Raw genomic sequence first — 23539 nt, forward strand, 5'->3', positions numbered from 1 at the left:
CGAGGACACCGGCACGACCTCGCCGGGCCGCAGCAAGGAGGAGGCGACCGACTACCGGTACTTCCCCGAGCCCGACCTCGTGCCCGTCGCACCCGACGAGGAGTGGGTCGCGAAGCTGCTGGCCACGCTCCCCGAGCTGCCGGCCGCGCGCCGCACCCGGCTGTCGGACGAGTGGGGCATCGCACCCACCGAGATGGCCTGGCTCGTCAACGCCGGCGCCGTCGAGCTGGTCAGCGACACCGTGGCCGCCGGTGCCTCGCCCGCCGACGCCCGCAAGTGGTGGCTGGGCGAGCTGGCCCGCCGCGCGAACGACGCCGGTGTCGAGCTGGGGGGACTCGCCGTGACGCCGCAGCAGGTCGCGGAGCTCGTCGGCCTCGTCTCGGCCGGCACCATCAACGACCAGCTGGCGCGGCAGGCCCTGGACGGCGTGCTCGCGGGCGAGGGCGGTCCGGCAGAGGTCGTGGAGAGCCGCGGCCTGGCCGTCATGGGGGAGTCCGACGAGCTCGTGGCGGCCGTCGACGCCGCGATCGAGGCGAACCCGGACGTCGCCGAGAAGGTGCGCGGCGGCAAGGTCCAGGCGATCGGTGCACTGGTCGGCGCGGTCATGAAGACCACCCGCGGCAAGGCCGACGCCGCCACCGTCAAGCGGATGCTCGAAGAGCGGCTCAGCTGATCACAACGGCGAGTTGCCTGCCGAGGACGGGGGGAGGATGCGCAGCACCTTGTCGTCGTCCTCGGCGGGCGTGCCGACGCCGTCCTTGTTCGACGTCGTGATCCACAGCGCGCCCTCGGTGTCCAGGACGACGGTGCGCAGCCGCCCGTACTGACCGCCGAGGAACTCCTCGGGGTCGCCGACGACGGCCCCGGCGTCGTCGAGGGTGAGCGCGGTGATCCGCTCGCCGTCCAGCGCGCCGAGGAAGATCGCTCCCGGCGCGGCCGCGCACCCGCCCAGGCCGCCCTCCTCGGCGGGCACCTCGGCCAGCGGCGGGGCCAGCGCGTAGTTGGCGCCGAGCGTCAGCGCATCGATCTGGTCCGGGCCCGTCGTGGCGGCGTCGGTGGCCGCGTCGGTCGCGTAGACGGCGGTCTCACCGGTCGCACAGATGGCGGTGACGTCGCGGTGCCCCCGGCTGAAGACGATGTCCCCGTTGACGGGTCGGCCGAAGACGTCCATGCGCAGGACCTTGCCCCCGGTCGACGTGGGGTCCGTCGCGAGGGCGGGGTTCCCGGCGTCGCCGGTGCCGACGAGCAGGTGGCCGTCGAGGCCGAAGACCAGGGCGCCGCCGTTGTGCACGTCCCCGCGCGGGATGCCGGTGAAGACGTCGTTGGGCGTGCCGCCGATCGGGAAGCGGACGACGCGGTTGTCGGTCGGCGTGGTCATGTACGCGTAGACGAGGCCGTCCTCGAGGAACGTCGGCGACAGGGCCAGCCCCAGCAGCCCGCCGTCCCCGGAGGTGTCGATGCCGGGCACCGTCATCAGCTCCCGGGCGGGGGAGCGGTCGGGGAAGACCTGGATGATCCGGCCGGTGTCCCGCTCGCCGACGAGCGCCGAACCGTCGGGCATCAGCGTCAGGCCGGTGGGCACGGTCAGCCCGGAGGCGACGACGTTGGGGTCGCCGTCGGTGTCACCGGAACCGGGCTGCGCGGGCTGCCCGGGGACGGGCGCCTGCGAGGACGGGGGCCCGACCTCGGGCGGTGCTCCCTCCGGCTTCGGCCGGAACGGGCCGGACGGCTCGTAGCCGTCGCTCCCGCAGCCGGTCAGCACGGTGCCGGCGAGCAGGAGGACGACGGGCCAGGAAGCCCGTCCGCCGGTCCGCCGCCTCACCTGCTTCACAGTACGTGCGCTTCCTGGGGACCCGCCTAGAGTCGCTGCTCGTGCCTTCCCCGATCCTCCCGCCGGACGAGACCCTCCACGTGCTGGTGCCCTCGCGGGCCATCGGCAGCGCGATCGAGGCGGTCTCGCCGCGCGTGCGCGCCCACCGGATCGACGCCGGCGACGGCCCGCCGGAGGGGGAGGCGGCCCTGGCGCAGATGTGGGTCCCGCGCGCCGGTGGAGTGCCGGACGGCGACTTCCTGGAGGCGCTGCCCCGGTTGAAGCTGGTCCAGCTGCTCAGTGCCGGAGCCGAGCTGTTCGTCGACCGGCTGCCCGACGGGGTGCTCCTGTGCAACGCGCGGGGAGCGCACACGCCCTCGACCGCCGAGTGGGCCGTGACCGCCACCCTCGCCGTGCTGCGCGGGATTCCCTTCTTCGTCCGGGAGCAGGAGGCCGGGCGGTGGACGTTCGGCACCCACTCCTCGCTCGTCGGAGCGCGGGTGCTGCTGGTCGGGGCCGGCGACATCGCGCAGGCCATCGGCCGGATGATGGCGGGCTTCGACGTCGAGCTCACCTACGTCGGGCGGTCCGCGCGCGAGGGGGTGCACTCCACCGCGGAGCTGCCGGAGCTCCTGCCGCAGGCCGACGTCGTGATCGTCATCGTCCCCGTCACGCCGGAGACGACCGGGATGGTCGACGCCGGCTTCCTGGCCGCGATGAAGGACGGCGCTCTGCTGGTCAACGCCGCGCGGGGCGTCGTCGTCGACACCGGGGCGCTGCTGGCAGAGCTCTCCAGCGGCCGGCTCCGGGCCGCGCTGGACGTCACCGACCCCGAGCCGCTGCCGGCGGGGCATCCACTCTGGTCGGCGCCCGGACTCCTGCTGACACCGCACGTCGGGGGCGCGGTCCCCGAGACCAACGCGCGCGCGGCGGCGGCAGTCGTCGCGCAGGTGACCCGACTCCTGGCCGGCGAGCCGCCGGCCGACGTGGTCGACCGCTACTGACCGGCCGAGGGGGGAGCCGGCACCTCGATCCGGCCGCCGGAGAGCTCCGCCAGGCGCGGCAGGTCGCGGGCGCGGATGACCGGCACGCGCACCTCGGTGCCACCGGTGGTCACCAGCCAGAGGGCGCCCCGGTCGGCCACCCGGATGCCGGCGAGCTCCGGCCACCGCACGGTCCGGCTGCCGACGAGCGAGTGCACCGTGAGCCCGTCGTCGCCGACGTCGACGCCGCTGCGCAGCACCCAGAGCGCGACCGCCAGCGGGAGGAGGAAGACGACCAGCGTCCACGCGCTCGCGGTGGCGAGCGGGACGGCGCACAGCGCCAGGAAGGCGACCGGGACCAGCGCGGTCCGGTTCATGCGCAGCCGGGCGGTGGTGCTCACGACGGCCGATCCTCCCAGACGGGTCAGGCGGCGAGGCGGGACAGGCGGGCGGCTGTCTCGCTGCCGTCGGCGGCCGTGTAGACGACCAGGTGCAGGCCCGGGGCATCGGCGGGGGTGAGCTGGTGGTGCTCCAGCAGGAGGGTGCCCACCACCGGGTGCTCGAAGCGGCGCTCGCCGGAGCTGAACCGGTCCACGTCGTGGCTGGCCCAGCCCTCGCGGAAGTGCGGGCTGGCCGCCCGCAGCCGGTCGACCAGGTCCGCGACGTCGCGATCTGCCAGCCGTGGGCCGACCTCCGCCCGGAATTGGGTGAGGAACCGCCGGCTGTCGGTCGTCCAGTCGCCCAGGAGTTCGCGGACGGCTGGGTCGGTGAACACGAGCCACAGCAGGTTCCGGTCGGACGCCGGCACCCGGGCCACCCCGGGGTAGAAGCGCTCGTAGGCCCGGTTCCAGCCCACGATGGCCCAGTTCGCCGTGATCGCGTAGGCGGGGGAGGTGCCGAGGGCGTCCAGCAGCCGTTGCACGTGCACCGGCATCGCGTCGGCGTCCTCGCCCGGTGGCCGGCCGCCGTGTCCGGACAGGTGCAGCACGTACTCGTGCTCGGCCGGTGTGAGCAGCAGCGTCCGGGCCAGGGCGTCGATGACCTGCCGCGACGGCCGGATGTCCCGGGCCTGCTCCAGCCACGTGAACCAGGTGTGGCTCACGCCCGCGAGGAGGGCGACCTCCTCCCGGCGCAACCCGGGGGTGCGCCGGTTGCCGCCCGCGGGCAGGCCGACGGCGCGCGGGTCCAGCTGACGGCGCCGCGAGCGGAGGAACTCCGCCAGCTCGCGGCGGGTGGCGACGGTCACGCGACCCCCTTCGATGGTGGTGTCGGTACCAGTATCGAGGCAGCCAGTGAGCGGCTCGGTCACCGGCCTACGATCGGCGACCGTGACCACCGTGGAGGACCGCCCCGCCGGCAGCGAGACCGCCGATCTGAAGCCGCGCAGCTTCGAGGTGACCGACGGCGACGCCAGGGCGCCGGCTCGCGCCATGCTGCGCGCCGTCGGCATGGAGGACGAGGACTTCGCCAAGCCGCAGATCGGCGTGGCGTCGTCGTGGAACGAGATCACCCCCTGCAACCTCTCCCTGGACCGGCTGGCCAAGCGGGCGAAGGAGGGCGTCCGCGTCGCGGGCGGGTTCCCGCTGGAGTTCGGCACCATCTCCGTGAGCGACGGCATCTCCATGGGGCACGAGGGCATGCGCGCCTCGCTGGTCTCACGCGAGGTCATCGCCGACTCCGTCGAGACGGTGATGTTCGCCGAGCGCCTCGACGGCTCGGTGCTGCTGGCCGGCTGCGACAAGTCGCTGCCCGGGATGCTCATGGCCGCGGCCCGCCTCGACCTCGCGGCCGTCTTCCTCTACGCCGGCTCGACGCTGCCGGGCAAGCTCGGCGACCGCGACCTGACGATCATCGACGTCTTCGAGGGCGTCGGCGCCTGTGCCGCGGGCAAGATCACCCGCGAGGAGCTGACCGCCATCGAGAAGGCCACCTGTCCCGGCGAGGGCGCCTGCGGCGGCATGTACACCGCCAACACCATGGCCAGCGCGGCCGAGGCCCTCGGCATGAGCCTGCCGGGCAGCGCGGCCCCGCCGGCCCCGGACCGGCGCCGCGACGCGTTCGCCGTCGCCTCCGGGGAGGCGGTCGTGCAGATGCTGCGCAAGGGCATCACCGCGCGGCAGATCATGACGAGGAAGGCGTTCGAGAACGCGATCACCGTCGTCATGGCGCTCGGCGGCTCGACCAACGCCGTCCTCCACCTGCTGGCGATCGCGCACGAGGCGCAGGTGGACCTGACGCTGGAGGACTTCAACCGGATCGGCGACCGCACGCCGCACCTGGCCGACGTCAAGCCGTTCGGCCGCTTCGTCATGACCGACATCGACCGCATCGGCGGCGTCCCCGTCGTCATGCGCGCGCTGCTGGACGCGGGCCTGCTGCACGGCGACGCGCTCACCGTGACCGGCAAGACCATGGCGGAGAACCTCGCCGAGATCGCCCCGCCGGACCCCGACGGCGCGATCATCCACGCGATGAACGACCCGATCCACAGGACCGGGGGCCTCTCCATCCTCCGCGGGTCGCTCGCCCCCGAGGGCGCGGTCGTCAAGTCCGCCGGCTTCGACGCGGCCACCTTCGAGGGCACCGCGCGTGTCTTCGACGGCGAGCAGGGCGCCATGGACGCCGTCACCGAGGGCACGCTCAAGCCGGGGGACGTGGTGGTCATCCGGTACGAGGGACCCCGCGGGGGCCCGGGCATGCGCGAGATGCTGGCCGTGACCGGCGCGATCAAGGGAGCCGGGCTCGGCAAGGACGTCCTCCTCCTCACCGACGGCCGCTTCTCGGGCGGGACGACGGGGCTCTGCATCGGGCACGTGGCCCCGGAGGCGACCGACGGCGGACCCATCGCCTTCGTCCGCGACGGGGACCGCATCCGCCTCGACCTCGCCGCCCGCACCCTCGACCTCGTCGTCGGCGAGGCCGAGCTGGCCGCGCGCAAGGAGGGGTGGACCCCGCTCCCGCCGCGCTACACCACGGGTGTGCTCGGCAAGTACGCCAAGCTCGTGGGCTCGGCGGCGCAGGGCGCCATCTGCGGCTGAGCCGCCGGAACACGCGATTCGGGGACACCCCTCGAACGGGTGACCCGACCCCCCGCCCGGCTTGTCACCCTCGGTGAGCATGCCGAGGTAGCGGGTGTGGACTTCCGTCGATGGTGGCTGCTCGCAGCGGTCGTGCCGGTGCTCGTCGCCTGCGCGGTGGCCGTGGGCGACCCCGCCCTGAGCCTGGTCGGCGACCTGGGCGTCGTGGCCGCCGGTCTCACCGCCTCGGCCGTCCTCTGGGTGGTCGGTGGCCGGCGGCCGCAGCGGCGCAGCTGGCGCCTGCTCGCGGCGGCCCCGCTGCTCCCGGTCCTCGGCACGCTGCTGTCCAGCGTCGTCGACCCCGCCGACCCACTGCAGTTGGTCGTCCTGCGCTGGGTGCCCACCGTGCCCGGCTACCTCATCGCCATCGTGGCCATCCTCTCGCTCGTCGACCGGAAGCGACTGCGCAACGGCGGGCTCCGCCTCGTGGTGGAGCTGGCCCTGTTCTCCGCGGCGTCCGTAGTCGTGGTCCAGCTCCTGGTCGTGGGTCCCGCCGGCAGCTGGTCTCACCTGGCCGTCGCCGAGCAACTGGTCCTCGCCGCCGCCGTGGTATCCACCTCGGCCACCATGGCCGCCGCCCTCACCGTGCTCGGCGTGATCGAAGGGCGCCGTCAGCGGATGGCGCTCGTCCTGCTGGCCGGCGCCGTCCTGCTCACCTCCGGCCGCGGACTGGCCACGCGGGCCCTCCTCGGCGACTGGATGGTCGGCGTGGACCTCAGCCGGTTCCTCGTCGCCGGCGGCCTGGGCCTCCTCGCGGCGGCCGTGCTGATCGACCCCGGATTCGACCCGGACGGCGGCGTTCCGGCTGCCAAGGGCCGCACCACCGAGCTGGGACAGCTCCTGCCGCACGTGGCGATGGCCATCGCGATCGTCGTCCTCGGCGCCGTGCCCATGGCGGGCCACGTGCCGACGGCGGTCAACTTCGTCGGTGCCGTCGTGTGCGTCGTCCTCACGGCGGTGCACCGCTGGGTCACCAGTCGCGACGCGCGGCGCATGGCCGGGCGCCTGCGCCGCAGCGAGGCCTACTTCCGCTCCCTGGTGCGCTCGAGCGGCGACGCGGTCGTCATCCTCGACGACAAGCTGCAGATCACCTGGGCGTCGCCGGCGCTCGACCGGGCCCTCGGCCCGGCCGCGGCCCGGCTGCTCGGCCGCCGCCTGCTCGACGCCGTCCACCCCGAGGACGTCGCCGCGCTGACCGGTGCCCTGCCGGCGTCGCCCTGCGAGGCGATGCCGGAGGACGCGCACCACCTGCTGCTGCTGCGGCTCCAGGACGACGAGGGGGTGTGGCGCTACCTCGAGGCCGGTGTCTCGGACCTGCGGGACGACCCGGACGTCGGCGCCGTCGTCCTGCACTGCCGGGACATGACCGAGCGGCACGCCCGCGAGCAGGCGCTGCAGAGCGTGGCCTACACCGATCCGATGACCGGGCTGCCCAACCGTGCCGGCATCCTGCAGACCCTGCAGGCCGAACTGGCCGACGCCGACCGCGGGCCGTCGTCCCTGCTGATGATCGCGCTCGACGGCCTCGCCGAGGCGCGGGAGAGCGCCGGCCGCGAGACCGTGACCGCGGTGATGGCCGAGATCGGCCGTCGCCTGCGCTCCACCGTGCGCGGCGAGGACACCGTCGCCCGGATGGGCGGTGGCGCCTTCGCCGTCCTCGCCCACGGCGGGGACGGCGACGCCGACCGGCTGGCCGCGCGCTGCCTGTCCGTCGTCGAGCAGCCGTTCGTCACTCCGGCGGGCCTGCTCGAGCTGACCGCCGGCGTGGGTGTCGCGCCCCTCGAGGCGGGACTCGGAGTCGACGAACTGCTCGCACACGCCGACCTGGCCGTGCGCGCATCCCACACCAACGGTGCGGGTTCGGCCGCCCGCTACTGCCCGTCACTCGGTGAGGCGGCCGCCCGGCAGGAGCGGCTGCGCGCCGACCTCCAGGGCGCCTGCGCACGCGACGAGCTCTTCCTCCTGGTGCAGCCGATCGTCTCCATCGCCGAGGAGCGCATCACCGGTCTGGAGGCGCAACTGCACTGGCGGCACCCCGAGCTCGGCGAGATCCCGCCGGCCGAGTTCCTCTCCCTCGCCGAGCGCACCGGTCTCATCGGCGAGGTGGTGCGCTGGGCCCTCGAGGAGGCGACCTCCGTCGCCGCCGGGCTGCCCGGCGGCGAGCAGCCGTTGCGCATCGGGTTCAAGGTGCCCGCGCGGCATGCCGCCACCGGCACCCTCGTCGCCGATGTCGAGCACGCGCTGAACCGGTCCGGGCTCGCCCCCGAGCGGCTCGTGCTGCAGGTCTCCGCCTCCACGGTCATGGCCGCTGACGACCGCACCGGCATGGACATCACGTCGCTGCGGCTGATGGGCGTGCACGTGGCCCTGGACGGCTTCGGCAGCGGCAACTCGACGCTGGCGCACCTCACCCAGCTGCCCATCGACATCGTCCGGCTCGACCGGACGATGATCGCCCGCATCGACCGCGACCCCCAGAGCCGGGCCCTCTGCGAGTCGGTCATCGGCATCGCCAAGGCGCTCAGCATCGACGTCGTCGCCGAAGGGGTGGAGACCCCCGCCCAGCTCGCCGCACTGGCCGGCTTCGGCTGCGACTTCGCCCAGGGCTTCCTCATCTCGCGCCCGGTGCCGCTGGGCCGGCTGACCGCGATGCTCGCCGACGGGGCGGGGTCGCTGTTGCCCGGCTTCGTGAGCCGCGTGTGACCGGGGACCGGCGCCCGCACCCTGGCCCCGCGCCCGCGTCGCCGCCTTCGATCCTCGCCGTCCTCGACGTGGGTCGGCCGGAAATGGACACCGGTGTCCATCTGGTGGGACGGGCCGGTTGACGGCTCGACCGACCGAGGCGCACAGTGTGCAGGTGCCACGCGCCTGCCTGCTCGTTCCTGGCTGCCCGCGCAGCCTCGTAGTCGCCTAGCGCGTCGGTCTGCGACCGACGCGCTGACCCCTCCGTGCCTGTGGCACGAGGGGTTTTTTGTTGCCCGAACACCCGTCAGCCCAGCAAGGCCAGGAGAACGCCGAGATGACCACCACCCCGAGCGAGCAAGCCACCCGGGAAGCCGCCGCGTCGCTGGCCGGTGTCGAGACCGCTGCCCGCACCGTCGCCGAGGCCGCCGCCGAGCCGGCCACCGGCATCACCGGCGCGCAGAGCCTCGTCCGGTCGCTGGAGGCCGTGGGCGTCGAGGTCATCTTCGGGATCCCGGGCGGCGCGATCCTCCCGGCCTACGACCCGCTGTTCGACTCCAAGGTGCGGCACGTCCTCGTCCGCCACGAGCAGGGCGCCGGCCACGCGGCCACCGGCTACGCGCAGGCGACCGGCAAGGTGGGCGTCTGCATGGCCACATCCGGCCCCGGGGCCACCAACCTGGTCACGCCGCTGGCCGACGCGCACATGGACTCGGTGCCGATCGTCGCCATCACCGGTCAGGTGCCCAGCCACGCCATCGGCACCGACGCGTTCCAGGAGGCCGACATCCGCGGGATCACGATGCCGGTCACGAAGCACAACTTCCTGGTGACCGACGCCGCCGAGATCCCGCAGCGGATCGCCGAGGCCTTCCACCTGGCGGCGACCGGCCGGCCCGGACCGGTCCTGGTCGACATCCCCAAGGACGTCCTGCAGGCGACCACCGACTTCGCCTGGCCGCCGCGCATGGACTTGCCCGGCTACAAGCCGACGACGCGTCCGCACGGCAAGCAGGTCCGCGAGGCGGCGTCGCTCATCGCCGCTGCGTCCCGGCCCGTCCTTTACGTCGGTGGCGGCGTGCTCAAGGCCGGTGCCACCGAGCAGCTCGCCGAGCTCGCCGAGCTGACCGGGGCTCCCGTCGTCACCACCCTGATGGCCCGCGGTGCCTTCCCGGACAGCCACCCGCAGAACCTGGGCATGCCCGGCATGCACGGCAACGTCACCGCGGTGACCGCGCTGCAGAAGGCCGACGTCCTGGTCGCCCTCGGCGCCCGCTTCGACGACCGCGTGACGGGTCAACTGTCGACCTTCGCGCCGCACGCGCAGGTGGTGCACGCCGACATCGACCCGGCCGAGATCGGCAAGAACCGCAAGGCCGACGTGCCGATCGTCGGGGACGCGAAGGAGACGATCGTCCAGCTGGTCGAGGCGCTGCGCGGCGAGCGGGAGACCGTCGGTGCCGCCGACCTCTCCGCCTGGTGGGCGCAACTCGACGACTGGCAGCAGCGCTACCCGATGGGCTACGACTGGCCCGAGGACGGCACGCTCTCGCCGCAGTACGTCATCGAGCGGCTCGGGGCCATCGCCGGCCCCGACGCGATCTACACGGCAGGCGTCGGGCAGCACCAGATGTGGGCCGCGCAGTTCGTCAGGTACGAGAAGCCCAACACCTGGCTCAACAGCGGCGGGCTCGGGACCATGGGGTACGCCGTCCCGGCCGCCATGGGCGCGAAGTACGGCCGGCCGGAGGCGACGGTCTGGGCGATCGACGGCGACGGCTGCTTCCAGATGACCAACCAGGAGCTGGCCACCTGCGCCATCGAGGGCATCCCGATCAAGGTGGCCGTCATCAACAACGGCAACCTGGGCATGGTGCGGCAGTGGCAGACCCTGTTCTACGAGGGCCGCTACTCCAACACCCGACTGCACGCCCAGGACGCCGACGGCAAGCCGAAGGCGGTGCGCATCCCCGACTTCGTCACGCTGGCGGAGGCACTGGGCTGCGTGGGCCTGCGCTGCGAGACCAAGGACGACGTCGACGCGGTGATCGAGAAGGCCATGGCGATCGACGACGCCCCGGTGGTCATCGACTTCGTGGTCGGCCACGACGCCCAGGTGTGGCCGATGGTCGCCGCGGGCGCGAGCAACGACGACATCCTGGCCGCGCGCGACGTGCGGCCCGTGTTCGGAGAGGGACAGGTCTGATGACACGCCACACGCTGTCGGTGCTGGTCGAGAACAAGTCCGGCGTGCTGGCCCGCGTCTCGGCCCTGTTCAGCCGGCGCGGGTTCAACATCGAGTCCCTCGCCGTCGGGCCGACGGAGAACCCGGACCTCTCCCGCATGACGATCGTGGCGGACGCCGAGTCGGCGCCGCTGGAGCAGATCACCAAGCAGCTCAACAAGCTGATCGAGGTCATCAAGATCGTCGAGCTGGACGGCGGCGCCGCGGTGCAGCGCGAGCTCCTCCTGGTCAAGGTGCGTGCGCCGATGGCCGAGCGCACCCAGGTGCTGCAGACGGCCGAGCTCTTCCGGGCCCGGGTGGTCGACGTCAACCCCGACACCGTCACCCTCGAGGCGACCGGCACGCCGGAGAAGCTGCAGGCGCTGCTCGCCGTCCTCGCCCCGCTGGGCATCAAGGAGATGGCGCAGTCGGGCACCGTCGCGCTGGGCCGCGGTCCGCGGTCGATGAGCGGCGCCGGTACGTTGCGGCCCGTCGAGCGCACCGCCTGATCCCAGAGACCTACCGAGAAACAGACGAAGGGACGTACCACCGCATGGCCGCCGAGATCTTCTACGACGACGACGCCGACCTCTCCATCATCCAGGGGCGCACCGTCGCCGTCCTGGGCTACGGCAGCCAGGGGCACGCGCACGCGCTCTCGCTGCGCGACTCCGGGGTCGACGTCCGCGTCGGCCTGCCCGAGGGCAGCAAGAGCCGCCCCAAGGCCGAGGCCGAGGGCCTGCGGGTCGTCACGCCGGCCGAGGCGGCCGCCGAGGCCGACCTGATCATGATCCTGGCGCCGGACCACGTGCAGCGGACTCTGTACGCGGACTCCGTCGAGCCCAACCTGCAGGACGGCGACGCGCTGTTCTTCGGCCACGGCTTCAACATCCGCTTCGGCTACATCAAGCCGCCGGCCGGCGTCGACGTCGCGATGGTCGCGCCCAAGGGCCCCGGCCACCTCGTCCGCCGCGAGTTCGAGAACGGCAAGGGCGTGCCCTGCCTCGTGGCCGTCGAGCAGGACGCCACCGGCTCGGCGCTGCAGCTCGCGCTGTCCTACGCCAAGGCCATCGGCGGCAGCCGCGCCGGCGTCATCAAGACCACCTTCGCCGAGGAGACCGAGACCGACCTCTTCGGCGAGCAGGCCGTGCTCTGCGGCGGCGCCAGCGCGCTCATCACCGCGGGGTTCGAGACCCTGACCGAGGCCGGCTACCAGCCCGAGGTCGCCTACTTCGAGTGCCTGCACGAGCTCAAGCTCATCGTCGACCTCATGTATGAGGGCGGCATCGCCAAGCAGCGCTGGTCGGTGTCCGACACCGCCGAGTACGGCGACTACACGTCGGGTCCGAAGATCATCGACGCCCGCGTGAAGGCCGCGATGGGCGACGTCCTCGCCCGGATCAAGGACGGCTCGTGGGCGGCGGAGTTCATCGCCGACCAGGACGCCGGTGCGCCCGACTTCAAGCGCCGTCGCGCCGAGGCCGAGGCGCACCCGATCGAGGAGACCGGGCGCAAGCTGCGCGGCCTCATGAGCTGGGTCTCTGCGTCCGACGACTACACGGGCACCGCTGCCCGGAGCTGATCGGCGACGAAGAGAGCCCCCGCGACCGATCCGGTGGCGGGGGCTCTCTCGTGCGGCGGGGTGTGCTCAGTACGTGATGCCCCGCGAGGCGTAGAACTGCTTGGACTGCGGGTTGAGCAGCAGGAACACCACGATGCCGGGCAGGACGAAGCCCAGCAGGCCGCTCAGGATCGAGGCGCCCTCGATGACCGCCCAGATCGTGGTGAGCAGGTTGACGCCGATGGCGACGTAGCTGATCAGGAGCAGCAACCGCGGCGACTTGTCCTGGATCACCTGGATGCCGGCCCAGAGGAGCGCCGCCGAGACGGCGATGGACAGCAGCAGCAGCAGGCCGTAGACCGCACCGAAGGCGAACGCCAGGCTCAGGGCGAGCAGGCCGAAGAGCAGCCCGAGGCCACCCCAGACGATGCCGATGATGCCGGCGGCGGTCACCATGCCCGGGCGCTGGCCGGGAGCTGCCGGCCCGCCGGAGTAGGCAGGCGCACTGCCGTACCCCTGCGGGCTCTGGACGCCGTACCCCTGGGCGGGCGGCGGAGGCGGAGCGCTCCAGCCGGGCTGTCCCTGCGGAGCACCCCCCTGGGGAAGGTTCGGGTCGGAACCGGGGGTGGGGCTGGACATGCAGCTTCCTCCTAGTCGTCCTCCGCCACGCTGGCGGACCGGTGGCGGAGTGTAAGGCCCGTCACACCTATCCAGGAGGTGCGACGGCCCGATCGAGGTACAGCCGTTACCGGCCGCGCTGGGCGCGCTTCGCGGCGAAGAACTGCGCGGACGCCTTCATGGACAGCAGGACGACGATCGCCACGGCGGCCAGGAGCAGCAGCAGGTTGAACACGATGCCGCCGCCGCTGGTGGTGTCGTCGCCGAGGCTGCCGAGGAAGCCGATCAGGGTGAGGGCCAGGGCGATCGAGCCTCCGACCAGGAGCATCACCCGGCTGCGGCCGGACAGCGCCCACACCGAGCCCCAGATCATGACCACCGTCCAGGCCAGGGCGATGATGCCGAAGACGATGAGCACGCCGCCGACCGCGCCGGCGATCGCACCGAAGCCGGGGATCTCGTCGTCCACGCTGTCGCCGGCACCGGAGGCCACCGCCCCCCCGATGATGGCGGCGAGGGAGACCAGGACGCCGAAGGCGCCGAAGATGAAGCCGAGGACGGCGGCGGTGATGACGTGCGGCGGCTTGGCCGGCGCCGCGGACGTCCCGTACTGCCCGTAGGCCTGCCCGTACTGCTGCGGGTAGCCGGCCTGCTGCCCGTAGGCGGGCTGCTGGCCGTACTGGTCGCCGTAGGGCGCGGGCTGGGCGTACTGCTGCTGCCCGTACTGCTCCTGCCCGTACTGCGGCTGACCCGACGGGGGCTGGCCGTACTGGGGCTGCTGGCCGTACTGGGGCTGCTGTCCGTAGGCGGAGCTTCCCCCGCTCTGGCCGTAGGGGTCGGGCTCGGAACGACCCTGGTCGTCGGTCTGGCTCATGATCTCCTCCGTCGGCGCCGGTGGTCCCGACTGTCTCCAGCGGTCAGGATGTCGGTGCGGCCGACCGCGCACAAGGACGTGACCCCCGGACGGGTGCGGTGTCGTCCCACTGTGTGGGCGCTCCTAGGCTGTCGCCCTGTGACCACGTCCCCGCCCGTCGTCCTGATCGCCGAAGAGCTGGCCCCCAGCGTGCTGGAGGTGCTCGGGAGCGACGTCGAGATCCGGCACGTCGACGGCGCCGACCGGGCCGCGCTCCTGCCGGCGCTCGCCGACGCGGCGGCGGTGATGATCCGCAGCGCCACGCAGATCGACGCCGAGGCGCTGTCGGCCGCGCCCAACCTCAAGGTGGTCGCCCGTGCCGGGATCGGGCTGGACAACGTCGACGTCGCCGCCGCGACCGAGCGCGGCGTCATGGTGGTGAACGCGCCCACCTCGAACATCGTCAGCGCCGCCGAGCACGCCGTGGCGCTGCTGCTGGCGGCCGCCCGCCAGATCCCGGCCGCCGACGCGTCACTGCGCGAGGGCGCGTGGAAGCGGTCGAAGTTCATGGGCGTCGAGGTCACCGACAAGACCGTCGGCGTCGTCGGCCTGGGCCGCATCGGCATCCTCGTCGCGCAGCGGCTGGCCGCGTTCGGCGTCACCCTGATCGCCTACGACCCCTACATCCAGCCCGGCCGCGCCGCCCAGCTCGGGGTCCGGCTGGTCCCGCTCGAGGAGCTGCTCCGCGAGGCGGACTTCATCACGATCCACCTGCCCAAGACGCCGGAGACCGTGGGCCTCATCGGTGCCGCGGAGCTGGCCACGACGAAGCGTGGCGTGATCATCGTCAACGCCGCCCGGGGTGGGCTGGTCGACGAGCAGGCGCTGGCGGACGCGCTGAAGTCGGGCCAGGTCGGCGCCGCGGGCATCGACGTGTACGCCAAGGAGCCCACCACCGACAGCCCGCTGTTCGGGCTGCCCAACACCGTGGTCACCCCGCACCTCGGCGCCTCCACCACCGAGGCGCAGGACAAGGCCGGCACCGCCGTGGCGCGGTCGGTGCGCCTGGCGCTGCAGGGCGAGTTCGTACCCGACGCGGTCAACGTCCAGGCCGGTGGCGTGGTCGCCGAGGACGTCCGGCCCGGCCTGCCCCTGGGCGAGAAGCTCGGCCGGGTCTTCACCGCGGTCGCCGGTGGCCTGGCCCAGTCGGTCACCGTCGAGGTGCGCGGCAAGATCGCCGAGTTCGACGTGTCGGTCGTGCAGCTCGCCGTCCTGAAGGGCGTGTTCTCCGACGTCGTCGAGGAGCAGGTGACCTACGTGAACGCGCCGCTCCTGGCCGAGCAGCGCGGCCTGGAGGTCGCGCTGTCCAGCGATGTGGAGAGCCCCGATTACCGCAACCTGATCACCGTGCGCGGCGCGATGGCCGACGGCACGCAGGTCACCGTCTCCGGCACGCTGTTCGGCAAGAACCAGGTGCCGAAGCTGACCGAGGTGAACGGGTTCGACATCGACCTCGACCTGTCGGGCTACCTGCTCTTCTTCATCTACACCGACCGTCCCGGCGTCGTGGGCACCGTCGGCGCGGCGCTCGGCGAGGCCACGATCAACATCGCTGGGGCGCAGGTCAGCCGCACCACGCGCGGCGGCGAGGCCCTGATGGCGGTCACCGTCGACAGCCCGGTACCCGCGGAGCTGCTCGAGGACATCGCCGGCCGGATCGGTGCCCGCGAGGCCCGGTCCGCAGACATCACCCCCGTCTGACCTAGGGTCGGCAGCCATGCGCCTGGCAGTGATCCCTGGAGACGGCATCGGCCCCGAGGTGGTCGACGAGGCCCTGAAGGTCCTCCGCGAGGTGGCACCCGACATCGAGAGCACCTCCTACGACCTCGGTGCGTCCCGCTGGCAGCGCACGGGCGAGCTGCTGCCCGACGCCGTGCTCGAGGAGCTGCGCGAGCACGACGCGATCCTGCTCGGCGCCGTCGGTGACCCCGGCGTCCCGCCGGGGATCCTCGAGCGCGGGCTGCTGCTGCGGTTGCGCTTCGAGCTCGACCACCACGTCAACCTGCGGCCGGCGCGGCTGTTCGACGGCGTGGCGAGCCCGCTGGCCGCTCCGGGTGCGATCGACATGCTGTGCATCCGCGAGGGGACCGAGGGCCCCTACGTCGGCAATGGAGGCGTCCTCCGGAAGGACACCCCGCACGAGGTCGCGACCGAGGTCTCGCTCAACACCGCGTTCGGCGTCGAGCGCGTGGTCCGGTACGCGTTCGAGCGGGCGGTGGTCCGCCCGCGCAAGCACCTCACGCTGATCCACAAGACCAACGTGCTCACCCACGCGGGCGGGCTCTGGTCGCGCACGGTCGAGGAGGTGGCCGCGGAGTTCCCCGAGGTCACCGTCGCCTACCAGCACGTCGACGCCGCCTCGATGTTCTTCATCACCGACCCGGGCCGCTACGACGTCATCGTCACCGACAACCTGTTCGGCGACATCGTCACCGACATCGCCGCCGCGGTGACCGGTGGCATCGGGCTGGCCGCGAGCGGCAACCTCGACGTGTCGGGCACCAACCCGAGCATGTTCGAGCCGGTGCACGGCTCGGCGCCCGACATCGCCGGTCAGGGCGTCGCCGACCCGACGGCCGCCGTCCTCTCGGTCGGCCTGCTGCTCGACCACCTGGGCCGCACCGACCAGGCGAAGAAGGTCAACGCCGCGGTCGCCTTCGACCTCTCCACGCGTTCCCCGCAGGGCCCGATCCGGACGTCGGACGTCGGCGACCGGCTCGCCGCCCTCGCCAGCGGCTAGGGCTCACGCGGGCGGCTCCGCCCGCAGCAGGTCGCCGACCGGCACCGGCAGCGTCGCCTGCCCGCCGAGCTCTGCGGGCTCCGGCCACTCCGGGCGGACCCGGCAGCCGGTGGGGGAGGCCTCCACGAGGACGACGGGCCGCCAGCCCCACCCGGGCTCGGGCTCGCCCGCGTCGGTGACACCGCGGGGGAGCGGGTCGGGCAGCCGGCACCACCACCGGCGGTCGAGCACCGCGAGTCCCCGGGAGCGGAGCAGTGCGGTCGCATCGGCCTCTGTCCGCGCGGCGCCGAGCGGCGTCCCGACGAGGGTGACCGGCACGACGAGGTCGCCGTCGGGGACCACGTAGCCGACGGACTCCCCGTCGTCCGGCCGGCGGACGACGTCCCATCCCGTGGTGAGCACCGGAGGTGGGTACCAGGCGCAGCCACCGTCCGTCGCCTGATTTGTGCGACGCGGGTGACATCGGCGGGCGCTGTCCGTGGTTTACTCGTCGGCGATGTACCGCACCGGCACGATCATTCTCAGCTAGCGCGCAGTCACCTCCCGACCGCGCGCAGACCTCCCGTTCCCGGGGGGTCTTTTTCGTGTGCGGAGGGGTGCCGCCGATGAGCACCAGGAGTTCCGCGTGAGCACCGATCTCGATTTCCACGTCTTCGACACCACCCTGCGCGACGGGGCGCAGCGCGAGGGCGTCAGCTACTCCGTCGCCGACAAGCTCGCCGTCGCGCGGCTCATGGACGAGATCGGGGTCGGGTTCATCGAGGGTGGCTGGCCCGGGGCGCTGCCGAAGGACACCGAGTTCTTCGCCCGCGCCCGCACCGAGCTCAAGCTCCGGCACGCGCAGCTGGTCGCCTTCGGGGCCACCCGCAAGGCCGGCGTCCGCGTGGAGGACGACCCGCAGGTGCGCGCGCTGCTCGACGCCGAGACGCCGGTGGTCTGCCTGGTCGCCAAGTCCGACGTCCGGCACGTGCGTGAGGCCCTGCGGACGACGCTCGAGGAGAACCTCGCGATGGTCGCCGACACGGTCGCCTTCTTCGTCTCGCACGGACGCCGGGTGTTCCTCGACTGCGAGCACTTCTTCGACGGCTACGCGCACGACCGGGACTACGGCGTGCAGGTGCTGGAGACCGCGTTCGCGGCGGGCGCCGAGGTCGGGGTCATGTGCGACACGAACGGCGGCATGCTGCCGATGGGCGTGGGCCGGGTGGTCGCCGAGGTGCGGGCCCGCACGTCCGGCAAGCTCGGCATCCACTGCCAGGACGACACGGGATGCGCCGTGGCCAACTCCCTCGCCGCCGTCGAGGCCGGGGTGACCCATGTGCAGGGGACCGCGAACGGCTACGGCGAGCGGGCGGGCAACGCCGACACGTTCGCGCTGGTCGGGAACCTGGTGACCAAGATGGGGCTCCCCGTCGTGCCGACCGAGTGCCTGCCCGAGCTGCAGCGGGTCAGCCACGCCATCGCCGAGCTCGCCAACATCGCGCCGGACGAGCACCAGCCGTTCGTCGGCGCCTCGGCCTTCGCGCACAAGGCCGGCCTGCACGCCAGTGCCATCAAGGTCAGCCCCGAGCTGTACAACCACCTCGACCCGGCGGTGGTGGGCAACGACATGCGCATCCTCGTCACCGAGATGGCCGGGCGGGCGTCGATCGAGCTCAAGGGCCGGGAGCTCGGCGTCGACCTCGCGGGGCAGGGCGACGCGATCAGCCGCGTCGTCGACCAGGTCAAGGTGCTCGAGGCCGACGGCTGGTCCTTCGAGGCCGCCGATGCCTCCTTCGAGCTGCTGCTGCGCGCGCAGCTGCCGGACGCCCCGAAGCCGCTCTTCGAGCTGGAGAGCTACAAGACCTCCGTCGAGCACTGGGGCAACGGCGTCGTCGTCAGCGAGGCGACGGTCAAGGTGCATGTCGACGGGGAGCGCATCATCACCACGGCGGAGGGCAACGGCCCGGTCAACGCCCTCGACAACGCGCTGCGCCAGGCGCTGGTCAGCCGGCACCCGCAGCTGGCCGAGGTCTCCCTGGCCGACTACAAGGTCCGCATCCTCGGCTGGAAGGGCGGCACCAGCGCCACCACCCGGGTCCTGATCAGCACGACCGACGGCGTGGGGGAGTGGACCACCGTCGGCGTCCACGACAACATCGTCGAGGCCTCCTGGCACGCCCTGGTCGACGCGCTGACCTACGCCGTGCTGCGACGTCCCGGCCAGGGCTGAGCCGAGGTCTCAGCCGCGCGGCTGGATCTCGCCCATCGGACCCCAGCCGGGGACGTCCGGCGCGTCGACGTAGATGATCTGCGGCTGCGCGGCCACGAGGACCGGCGCGCGCTCGACGAAGTCCTTGAACGCCTGGGTGCCCACGTGCGCCGCGCCGGCGTCGGAGTCCCGGAAGCCCTCGACGCAGACGTAGGTGTCCGGCTCGTCGAGGCTCTTCGACCATTCGAAGAAGAGGCTGCCCTCCTCGGCGCTGACCGCACGGGCGTAGTCGGCGGCCAGCGCGGACCACTCCTCGGCACGCTCGGGGCGGACGGGGATCTTGACGACGATCAGGATCAAAGGAGCTCCTTCACAGCGGGTCGAGGCGGCGCTTGAGCAGGCAGAACTCGTTGCCCTCCGGGTCGGCGAGCACGTGCCAGCCTTCATCACCCGTCTGCCCGACGTCCGCAGGGGTGGCGCCGAGCTCCAACAGCCGCTGCAGCTCGGCGTCCTGGTCGCGGTCGGTCGGATTGACGTCGATGTGCAGCCGGAGCTTGCCGGGCGTCGGGTCGGGGACCCGTCCGAAGACGATCGTGGGTGCCGCCCCACCGAAGCCGGCCTCGGGGCCGATCTCGACCTCGCCCTCCTCGCGGGAGAGGACCTCGTAGTCGAGGACGGCCGCCCAGAATGCGGCCAGTGCCTCGGGGTCGCGGCAGTCGACGACGATCTCGGAGAAGCGGCAGGCCATGAGGGCACGGTAGGCAGGAATCGCACCCGACTAACCTCGGCTGCGTGCGCATCGTCCGTTTCGCCTCACCTCAGGGCATGTCCTTCGGCGTCCTCGACGGGGACGGCCAGGTGGCCCAGATCGAGGGACACCCCTTCGGCCGGATCTCCTTCACCGGGGCCCGCTACGCGCAGGCCGACATCCGGCTGCTGTCGCCGATCCTCCCGAGCAAGGTGGTCTGCGTCGGCAAGAACTACGCCGCGCACATTGCGGAGATGAACACCGGCGACGCCCCGAAGGAGCCGCTGCTGTTCCTCAAGCCCTCCACGTCGGTGATCGGACCCGGCGACGCGATCCGCATCCCCCCGGGCAGCACGAACGTGCACCACGAGGCCGAGCTGGCCGTCGTCATCGGCGCCCGGGGTGCCCGCAACGTGACGCCGGACCAGGTGCCGGCGAGCATCTTCGGCTACACGATCGGCAACGACGTCACCGAGCGGGACATGCAGAAGAGCGACGGGCAGTGGACCCGGGCCAAGGGCTTCGACTCCTTCTGCCCGATCGGGCCGTGGATCGAGACCGACCTGCCCGGCCTCGGCCTCGACCCCGCCGACCTCGAGGTCGCCTGCACCGTGGACGGCGAGGAGCGCCAGCGGGGCCGCACCAGCCAACTGATCTTCGACGTCCCGACGCTCATCTCCCACATCTCGCAGGTGATGACGCTGCTGCCGGGTGACGTCGTCCTCACCGGCACGCCGTCCGGGGTCGGGCCGATCCGGCCGGGCCAGAAGGTGGACGTCACGATCGAGGGGCTGGGCACGCTGTCCAACAGCGTCGCCGCGGCCGAGGCCGTCTCCACCGCCGGCGGCAACCGATGACCGTCCCGGGGCCGGTCCGGACGCGCTTCTGCCCGTCGCCGACCGGCCTGGTGCACGTCGGGCTGATCCGCACCGCGCTGTTCAACTGGGCGCACGCCCGGCACACCGGCGGCACGTTCGTCTTCCGGATCGAGGACACCGACGCGGCCCGCGACTCCGAGGAGTCCTACCAGCACCTGCTCGACAGCCTGCGCTGGCTGGGCCTGGACTGGGACGAGGGCCCGGAGGTGGGCGGCCCGAACGGTCCCTACCGCCAGTCGGAGCGGCACGACCTCTACCGCGAGGTCGCGGCCAAGCTGCTGGCCGCCGGGCACGCCTACGAGTCCTTCTCGACCAACGAGGAGGTCGACGCCCGCCGGCGGGCGGCCGGGCAGGATCCCAAGCTCGGCTACGACAACCACGACCGGTTCCTCACCGACGCGCAGAAGGCCGCGTTCCGGGACGAGGGCCGTCAGCCGGTGCTCCGCCTGAAGATGCCCGACGAGGACCTGGTGTGGACCGACCTCGTCCGCGGCGAGGTCCGCTTCGCGGCCGGCGCGGTGCCGGACTTCGTGCTCGTCCGCGGCAACGGCGTGCCGCTGTACCCGTTCGTCAACCCGGTCGACGACGCCCTGATGGGCATCACCGATGTCCTCCGCGGCGAGGACCTCCTGCCCTCCACCCCGCGGCAGCTGGCGCTGTACGCCGCGCTGACCGACATCGGCGTCGCCCGGGGCACGCCGCGCTTCGGGCACCTGCCGCTGGTCACCGGCGAGGGGACGAAGAAGCTCTCCAAGCGCGACCCCACCTCCAACCTCGACGTCTACCGCGAGCGGGGCTTCCTGCCCGAGGGCCTGGTCAACTACCTGGCGCTGCTGGGCTGGTCGATCGCCGACGACCGCGACATCTTCTCCGTCACCGAGCTCGTCGAGGCCTTCGACGTCACGCGGGTCAGCGCCAACCCGGCCCGCTTCGACCTGAAGAAGGCCGAGGCGATCAACGCCACGCACCTGCGGGCACTGCCGGTGGATGAGTTCATCGAGCGGGTCGTCCCGTTCCTGGCCCGGGCGGGCCTGGTCGCAGATCCCCCGACCGAGGTCCAGCACCTCCACCGCGTCGGTCCCCTTCAGCTGCTTCTCGGCCGAGACCGGGTCGATCTCGACCTCGTCGACGAACAGGAAGCGGAGCAGGCCGACGGCCTCGGAGAGGACGATCATCCGCTCCTGGGCCAGCGGGGCGACCGCGGTCAGGATCCGGTGCTGGTCCTCGGTCGGGGGATCTGCGACCAGGCCCGCCCGGGCCAGGAACGGGACGACCCGCTCGATGAACTCATCCACCGGCAGTGCCCGCAGGTGCGTGGCGTTGATCGCCTCGGCCTTCTTCAGGTCGAAGCGGGCCGGGTTGGCGCTGACCCGCGTGACGTCGAAGGCCTCGACGAGCTCGGTGACGGAGAAGATGTCGCGGTCGTCGGCGATCGACCAGCCCAGCAGCGCCAGGTAGTTGACCAGGCCCTCGGGCAGGAAGCCCCGCTCGCGGTAGACGTCGAGGTTGGAGGTGGGGTCGCGCTTGGAGAGCTTCTTCGTCCCCTCGCCGGTGACCAGCGGCAGGTGCCCGAAGCGCGGCGTGCCCCGGGCGACGCCGATGTCGGTCAGCGCGGCGTACAGCGCCAGCTGCCGCGGGGTGGAGGGCAGGAGGTCCTCGCCGCGGAGGACATCGGTGATGCCCATCAGGGCGTCGTCGACCGGGTTGACGAACGGGTACAGCGGCACGCCGTTGCCGCGGACGAGCACGAAGTCCGGCACCGCGCCGGCCGCGAAGCGGACCTCGCCGCGGACGAGGTCGGTCCACACCAGGTCCTCGTCGGGCATCTTCAGGCGGAGCACCGGCTGACGGCCCTCGTCCCGGAACGCGGCCTTCTGCGCGTCGGTGAGGAACCGGTCGTGGTTGTCGTAGCCGAGCTTGGGATCCTGCCCGGCCGCCCGCCGGCGGGCGTCGACCTCCTCGTTGGTCGAGAAGGACTCGTAGGCGTGCCCGGCGGCCAGCAGCTTGGCCGCGACCTCGCGGTAGAGGTCGTGCCGCTCCGACTGGCGGTAGGGACCGTTCGGGCCGCCCACCTCCGGGCCCTCGTCCCAGTCCAGGCCCAGCCAGCGCAGGCTGTCGAGCAGGTGCTGGTAGGACTCCTCGGAGTCGCGGGCCGCGTCGGTGTCCTCGATCCGGAAGACGAACGTGCCGCCGGTGTGCCGGGCGTGCGCCCAGTTGAACAGCGCGGTGCGGATCAGCCCGACGTGCACCAGGCCGGTCGGCGACGGGCAGAAGCGCGTCCGGACCGGCCCCGGGACGGTCATCGGTTGCCGCCGGCGGTGGAGACGGCCTCGGCCGCGGCGACGCTGTTGGACAGCGTGCCCAGCCCCTCGATCGTGACGTCCACCTTCTGGCCCGGCCGGATCGGCCCGACCCCGGACGGCGTGCCGGTGAGGACGACGTCACCCGGCAGCAGCGTCATCACCTGCGAGATGTGGGAGATGAGCGTCGGGACGTCGAAGATCAGTTGGCTGGTGCGGCCCCGCTGGCGCTCCTCGCCGTCCACGGTGCAGGCGACCTCGAGGTCGGCGGGGTCGAGGCCGAGGCCGGGCAGGTCGGTCTCGATCCACGGCCCGATCGGGCAGAAGGAGTCGAAGCCCTTGGCCCGGGTCCACTGCCCGTCGCTCTTCTGCATGTCCCGCTCGGTGACGTCGTTGCCGATCGTGTAGCCGAAGATGCTCGCCGGCACCTGGTCCGGCGTCACGTTGCGGGCACCCCGGGCGCCGATGACGACGGCCAGCTCGGCCTCGTGGTGCACGTTCGTGCTGCCCGGGGGGATGCGGATCGCGTCGCCGGGTCCGATCACCGACGTGGAGGGCTTGAGGAACAGCAGCGGCTCCTTCGGGGCGTCGCCGGTGTTCATCTCCGCAATGTGCGCGGCGTAGTTCTTGCCGACGCAGACCACCTTGCTCGGGAGGATCGGCGACAGCAGCCGGATGTCGGCCTGCGCGTAGCGGGCCCCGGTGAAGGAGATCCGGCCGAAGGGGTGTCCCTCGATCTGGGCCACCTGGCCGTCCCCGTCGAGGACGCCGAAGGACATGCCCTGAGGTGAGGCGAAACGGACGATGCGCACGC

The 23539-nt window shown here is 72.7% G+C and carries 19 protein-coding genes and 3 pseudogenes; 12 read left to right on the forward strand and 10 right to left on the reverse strand.

The window, feature by feature from the left end:
• Positions 1-673: pseudogene (locus E4P40_RS08115) on the forward strand (Asp-tRNA(Asn)/Glu-tRNA(Gln) amidotransferase GatCAB subunit B); the annotation flags it as partial.
• Here the strand turns inward: E4P40_RS08115 and E4P40_RS08120 are convergent.
• Positions 674-1822: a PQQ-dependent sugar dehydrogenase gene (locus tag E4P40_RS08120; protein ID WP_135158249.1), complete on the reverse strand. Its 1149-nt coding sequence runs from the start codon at positions 1820-1822 to the stop codon at positions 674-676.
• 50 nt (positions 1823-1872) lie between these two features.
• On the opposite strand from E4P40_RS08120, the gene E4P40_RS08125 reads away from it, so the two are divergent.
• Complete coding sequence (locus E4P40_RS08125; protein ID WP_209305225.1) at positions 1873-2814, forward strand: 2-hydroxyacid dehydrogenase; 942 nt, start codon at positions 1873-1875, stop codon at positions 2812-2814.
• On the opposite strand, the gene E4P40_RS08130 is transcribed toward E4P40_RS08125, so the two are convergent.
• Together E4P40_RS08130 and E4P40_RS08135 are read right to left on the reverse strand one after the other, a co-directional pair.
• The gene (locus E4P40_RS08130; protein ID WP_245160207.1) at positions 2808-3194 is read right to left on the reverse strand and encodes a PH domain-containing protein; all 387 of its coding nucleotides are present in this window, start codon (positions 3192-3194) and stop codon (positions 2808-2810) included. The two genes, E4P40_RS08125 and E4P40_RS08130, sit on opposite strands and share 7 nt — an antisense overlap.
• Positions 3195-3217: 23 nt before the next feature.
• A complete protein-coding gene (locus tag E4P40_RS08135; protein ID WP_209305226.1) occupies positions 3218-4039 on the reverse strand; it encodes a helix-turn-helix transcriptional regulator in 822 nt (273 codons plus the stop codon).
• Positions 4040-4121: 82 nt separating this feature from the next.
• On the opposite strand from E4P40_RS08135, the gene ilvD reads away from it, so the two are divergent.
• From ilvD to ilvC, 5 genes are all read left to right on the forward strand, one after another.
• A complete protein-coding gene (ilvD, locus tag E4P40_RS08140; protein ID WP_209305227.1) occupies positions 4122-5831 on the forward strand; it encodes a dihydroxy-acid dehydratase in 1710 nt (569 codons plus the stop codon).
• Positions 5832-5870: 39 nt separating this feature from the next.
• Positions 5871-8573 carry a GGDEF domain-containing phosphodiesterase gene (locus tag E4P40_RS08145; RefSeq protein ID WP_135158250.1) on the forward strand — a complete coding sequence of 901 codons (2703 nt, stop codon included), beginning with the start codon at positions 5871-5873 and terminating at the stop codon, positions 8571-8573.
• A gap of 316 nt (positions 8574-8889) precedes the next feature.
• The gene (locus tag E4P40_RS08150; RefSeq protein ID WP_135158251.1) at positions 8890-10758 is read left to right on the forward strand and encodes an acetolactate synthase large subunit; all 1869 of its coding nucleotides are present in this window, start codon (positions 8890-8892) and stop codon (positions 10756-10758) included.
• Positions 10758-11285, forward strand: coding sequence for an acetolactate synthase small subunit (gene ilvN / locus E4P40_RS08155; protein ID WP_135158252.1), 528 nt, complete (start codon positions 10758-10760; stop codon positions 11283-11285). The genes E4P40_RS08150 and ilvN overlap by 1 nt, the downstream gene beginning before the upstream one ends.
• The gene (gene ilvC / locus E4P40_RS08160) at positions 11285-12358 is read left to right on the forward strand and encodes a ketol-acid reductoisomerase (protein WP_167762153.1); all 1074 of its coding nucleotides are present in this window, start codon (positions 11285-11287) and stop codon (positions 12356-12358) included. The genes ilvN and ilvC overlap by 1 nt, the downstream gene beginning before the upstream one ends.
• 66 nt (positions 12359-12424) lie before the next feature.
• Here ilvC and E4P40_RS08165 read toward each other — a convergent pair whose 3' ends face one another.
• Both E4P40_RS08165 and E4P40_RS28505 read right to left on the reverse strand, forming a co-directional pair.
• Positions 12425-12976, reverse strand: a complete 552-nt coding sequence (locus tag E4P40_RS08165; protein ID WP_135158254.1) for a hypothetical protein — start codon at positions 12974-12976, stop codon at positions 12425-12427.
• A 106-nt stretch (positions 12977-13082) separates the two neighbouring features.
• A complete protein-coding gene (locus tag E4P40_RS28505; protein ID WP_135158255.1) occupies positions 13083-13829 on the reverse strand; it encodes a hypothetical protein in 747 nt (248 codons plus the stop codon).
• Between the two features lie 138 nt (positions 13830-13967).
• Here E4P40_RS28505 and serA point away from each other — a divergent pair, with 138 nt between their 5' ends.
• The gene (gene serA / locus E4P40_RS08175; RefSeq protein ID WP_135158256.1) at positions 13968-15569 is read left to right on the forward strand and encodes a phosphoglycerate dehydrogenase; all 1602 of its coding nucleotides are present in this window, start codon (positions 13968-13970) and stop codon (positions 15567-15569) included.
• A 16-nt stretch (positions 15570-15585) separates the two neighbouring features.
• Positions 15586-16608: a 3-isopropylmalate dehydrogenase gene (locus E4P40_RS08180; RefSeq protein ID WP_135158257.1), complete on the forward strand. Its 1023-nt coding sequence runs from the start codon at positions 15586-15588 to the stop codon at positions 16606-16608.
• A gap of 3 nt (positions 16609-16611) precedes the next feature.
• Here E4P40_RS08180 and E4P40_RS08185 read toward each other — a convergent pair whose 3' ends face one another.
• Entirely contained in the window at positions 16612-17010 is a 399-nt protein-coding gene (locus E4P40_RS08185) for a hypothetical protein (protein WP_135158258.1), read from the reverse strand.
• A 223-nt stretch (positions 17011-17233) separates the two neighbouring features.
• Here E4P40_RS08185 and cimA point away from each other — a divergent pair, with 223 nt between their 5' ends.
• On the forward strand, positions 17234-18820 hold the full coding sequence (cimA, locus tag E4P40_RS08190; RefSeq protein WP_135158259.1) for a citramalate synthase: 1587 nt from the start codon (positions 17234-17236) through the stop codon (positions 18818-18820).
• Positions 18821-18829: 9 nt separating this feature from the next.
• Here cimA and E4P40_RS08195 read toward each other — a convergent pair whose 3' ends face one another.
• Positions 18830-19159: a putative quinol monooxygenase gene (locus tag E4P40_RS08195; RefSeq protein WP_167762152.1), complete on the reverse strand. Its 330-nt coding sequence runs from the start codon at positions 19157-19159 to the stop codon at positions 18830-18832.
• Between the two features lie 10 nt (positions 19160-19169).
• On the reverse strand, positions 19170-19547 hold the full coding sequence (locus tag E4P40_RS08200) for a VOC family protein (protein ID WP_135158261.1): 378 nt from the start codon (positions 19545-19547) through the stop codon (positions 19170-19172).
• Between the two features lie 44 nt (positions 19548-19591).
• Between E4P40_RS08200 and E4P40_RS08205 the strand changes: the two genes are divergently transcribed.
• Positions 19592-20404 carry a fumarylacetoacetate hydrolase family protein gene (locus E4P40_RS08205; RefSeq protein WP_135158262.1) on the forward strand — a complete coding sequence of 271 codons (813 nt, stop codon included), beginning with the start codon at positions 19592-19594 and terminating at the stop codon, positions 20402-20404.
• Positions 20401-21393 (forward strand): annotated as a pseudogene (gene gltX, locus E4P40_RS08210) (glutamate--tRNA ligase); the annotation flags it as partial. The gene E4P40_RS08205 and the pseudogene gltX (E4P40_RS08210), both read left to right, overlap by 4 nt.
• Positions 21394-21543: 150 nt before the next feature.
• On the opposite strand, the pseudogene gltX (E4P40_RS08215) reads toward gltX (E4P40_RS08210), so the two are convergent.
• Together gltX (E4P40_RS08215) and E4P40_RS08220 are read right to left on the reverse strand one after the other, a co-directional pair.
• A pseudogene (gene gltX / locus E4P40_RS08215) lies at positions 21544-22728 on the reverse strand (glutamate--tRNA ligase); the annotation flags it as partial.
• Positions 22725-23537, reverse strand: coding sequence for a fumarylacetoacetate hydrolase family protein (locus E4P40_RS08220; protein WP_135158262.1), 813 nt, complete (start codon positions 23535-23537; stop codon positions 22725-22727). The pseudogene gltX (E4P40_RS08215) and the gene E4P40_RS08220, both read right to left, overlap by 4 nt.
• Positions 23538-23539: the final 2 nt, after the last annotated feature.

Source organism: Blastococcus sp. CT_GayMR20 (genome assembly GCF_004570345.1).

What these genes read in the sequence shown, in the direction of transcription:
- E4P40_RS08150 (WP_135158251.1), top strand. Translation starts at nt 8,890, where the DNA reads ATGACCACCACCCCGAGCGAGCAAGCCACCCGGGAAGCCGCCGCGTCG.
- ilvN (WP_135158252.1), top strand. Translation starts at nt 10,758, where the DNA reads ATGACACGCCACACGCTGTCGGTGCTGGTCGAGAACAAGTCCGGCGTG.
- E4P40_RS08165 (WP_135158254.1), bottom strand. Translation starts at nt 12,976, where the DNA reads ATGTCCAGCCCCACCCCCGGTTCCGACCCGAACCTTCCCCAGGGGGGT.
- E4P40_RS28505 (WP_135158255.1), bottom strand. Translation starts at nt 13,829, where the DNA reads ATGAGCCAGACCGACGACCAGGGTCGTTCCGAGCCCGACCCCTACGGC.
- E4P40_RS08180 (WP_135158257.1), top strand. Translation starts at nt 15,586, where the DNA reads ATGCGCCTGGCAGTGATCCCTGGAGACGGCATCGGCCCCGAGGTGGTC.
- E4P40_RS08200 (WP_135158261.1), bottom strand. Translation starts at nt 19,547, where the DNA reads ATGGCCTGCCGCTTCTCCGAGATCGTCGTCGACTGCCGCGACCCCGAG.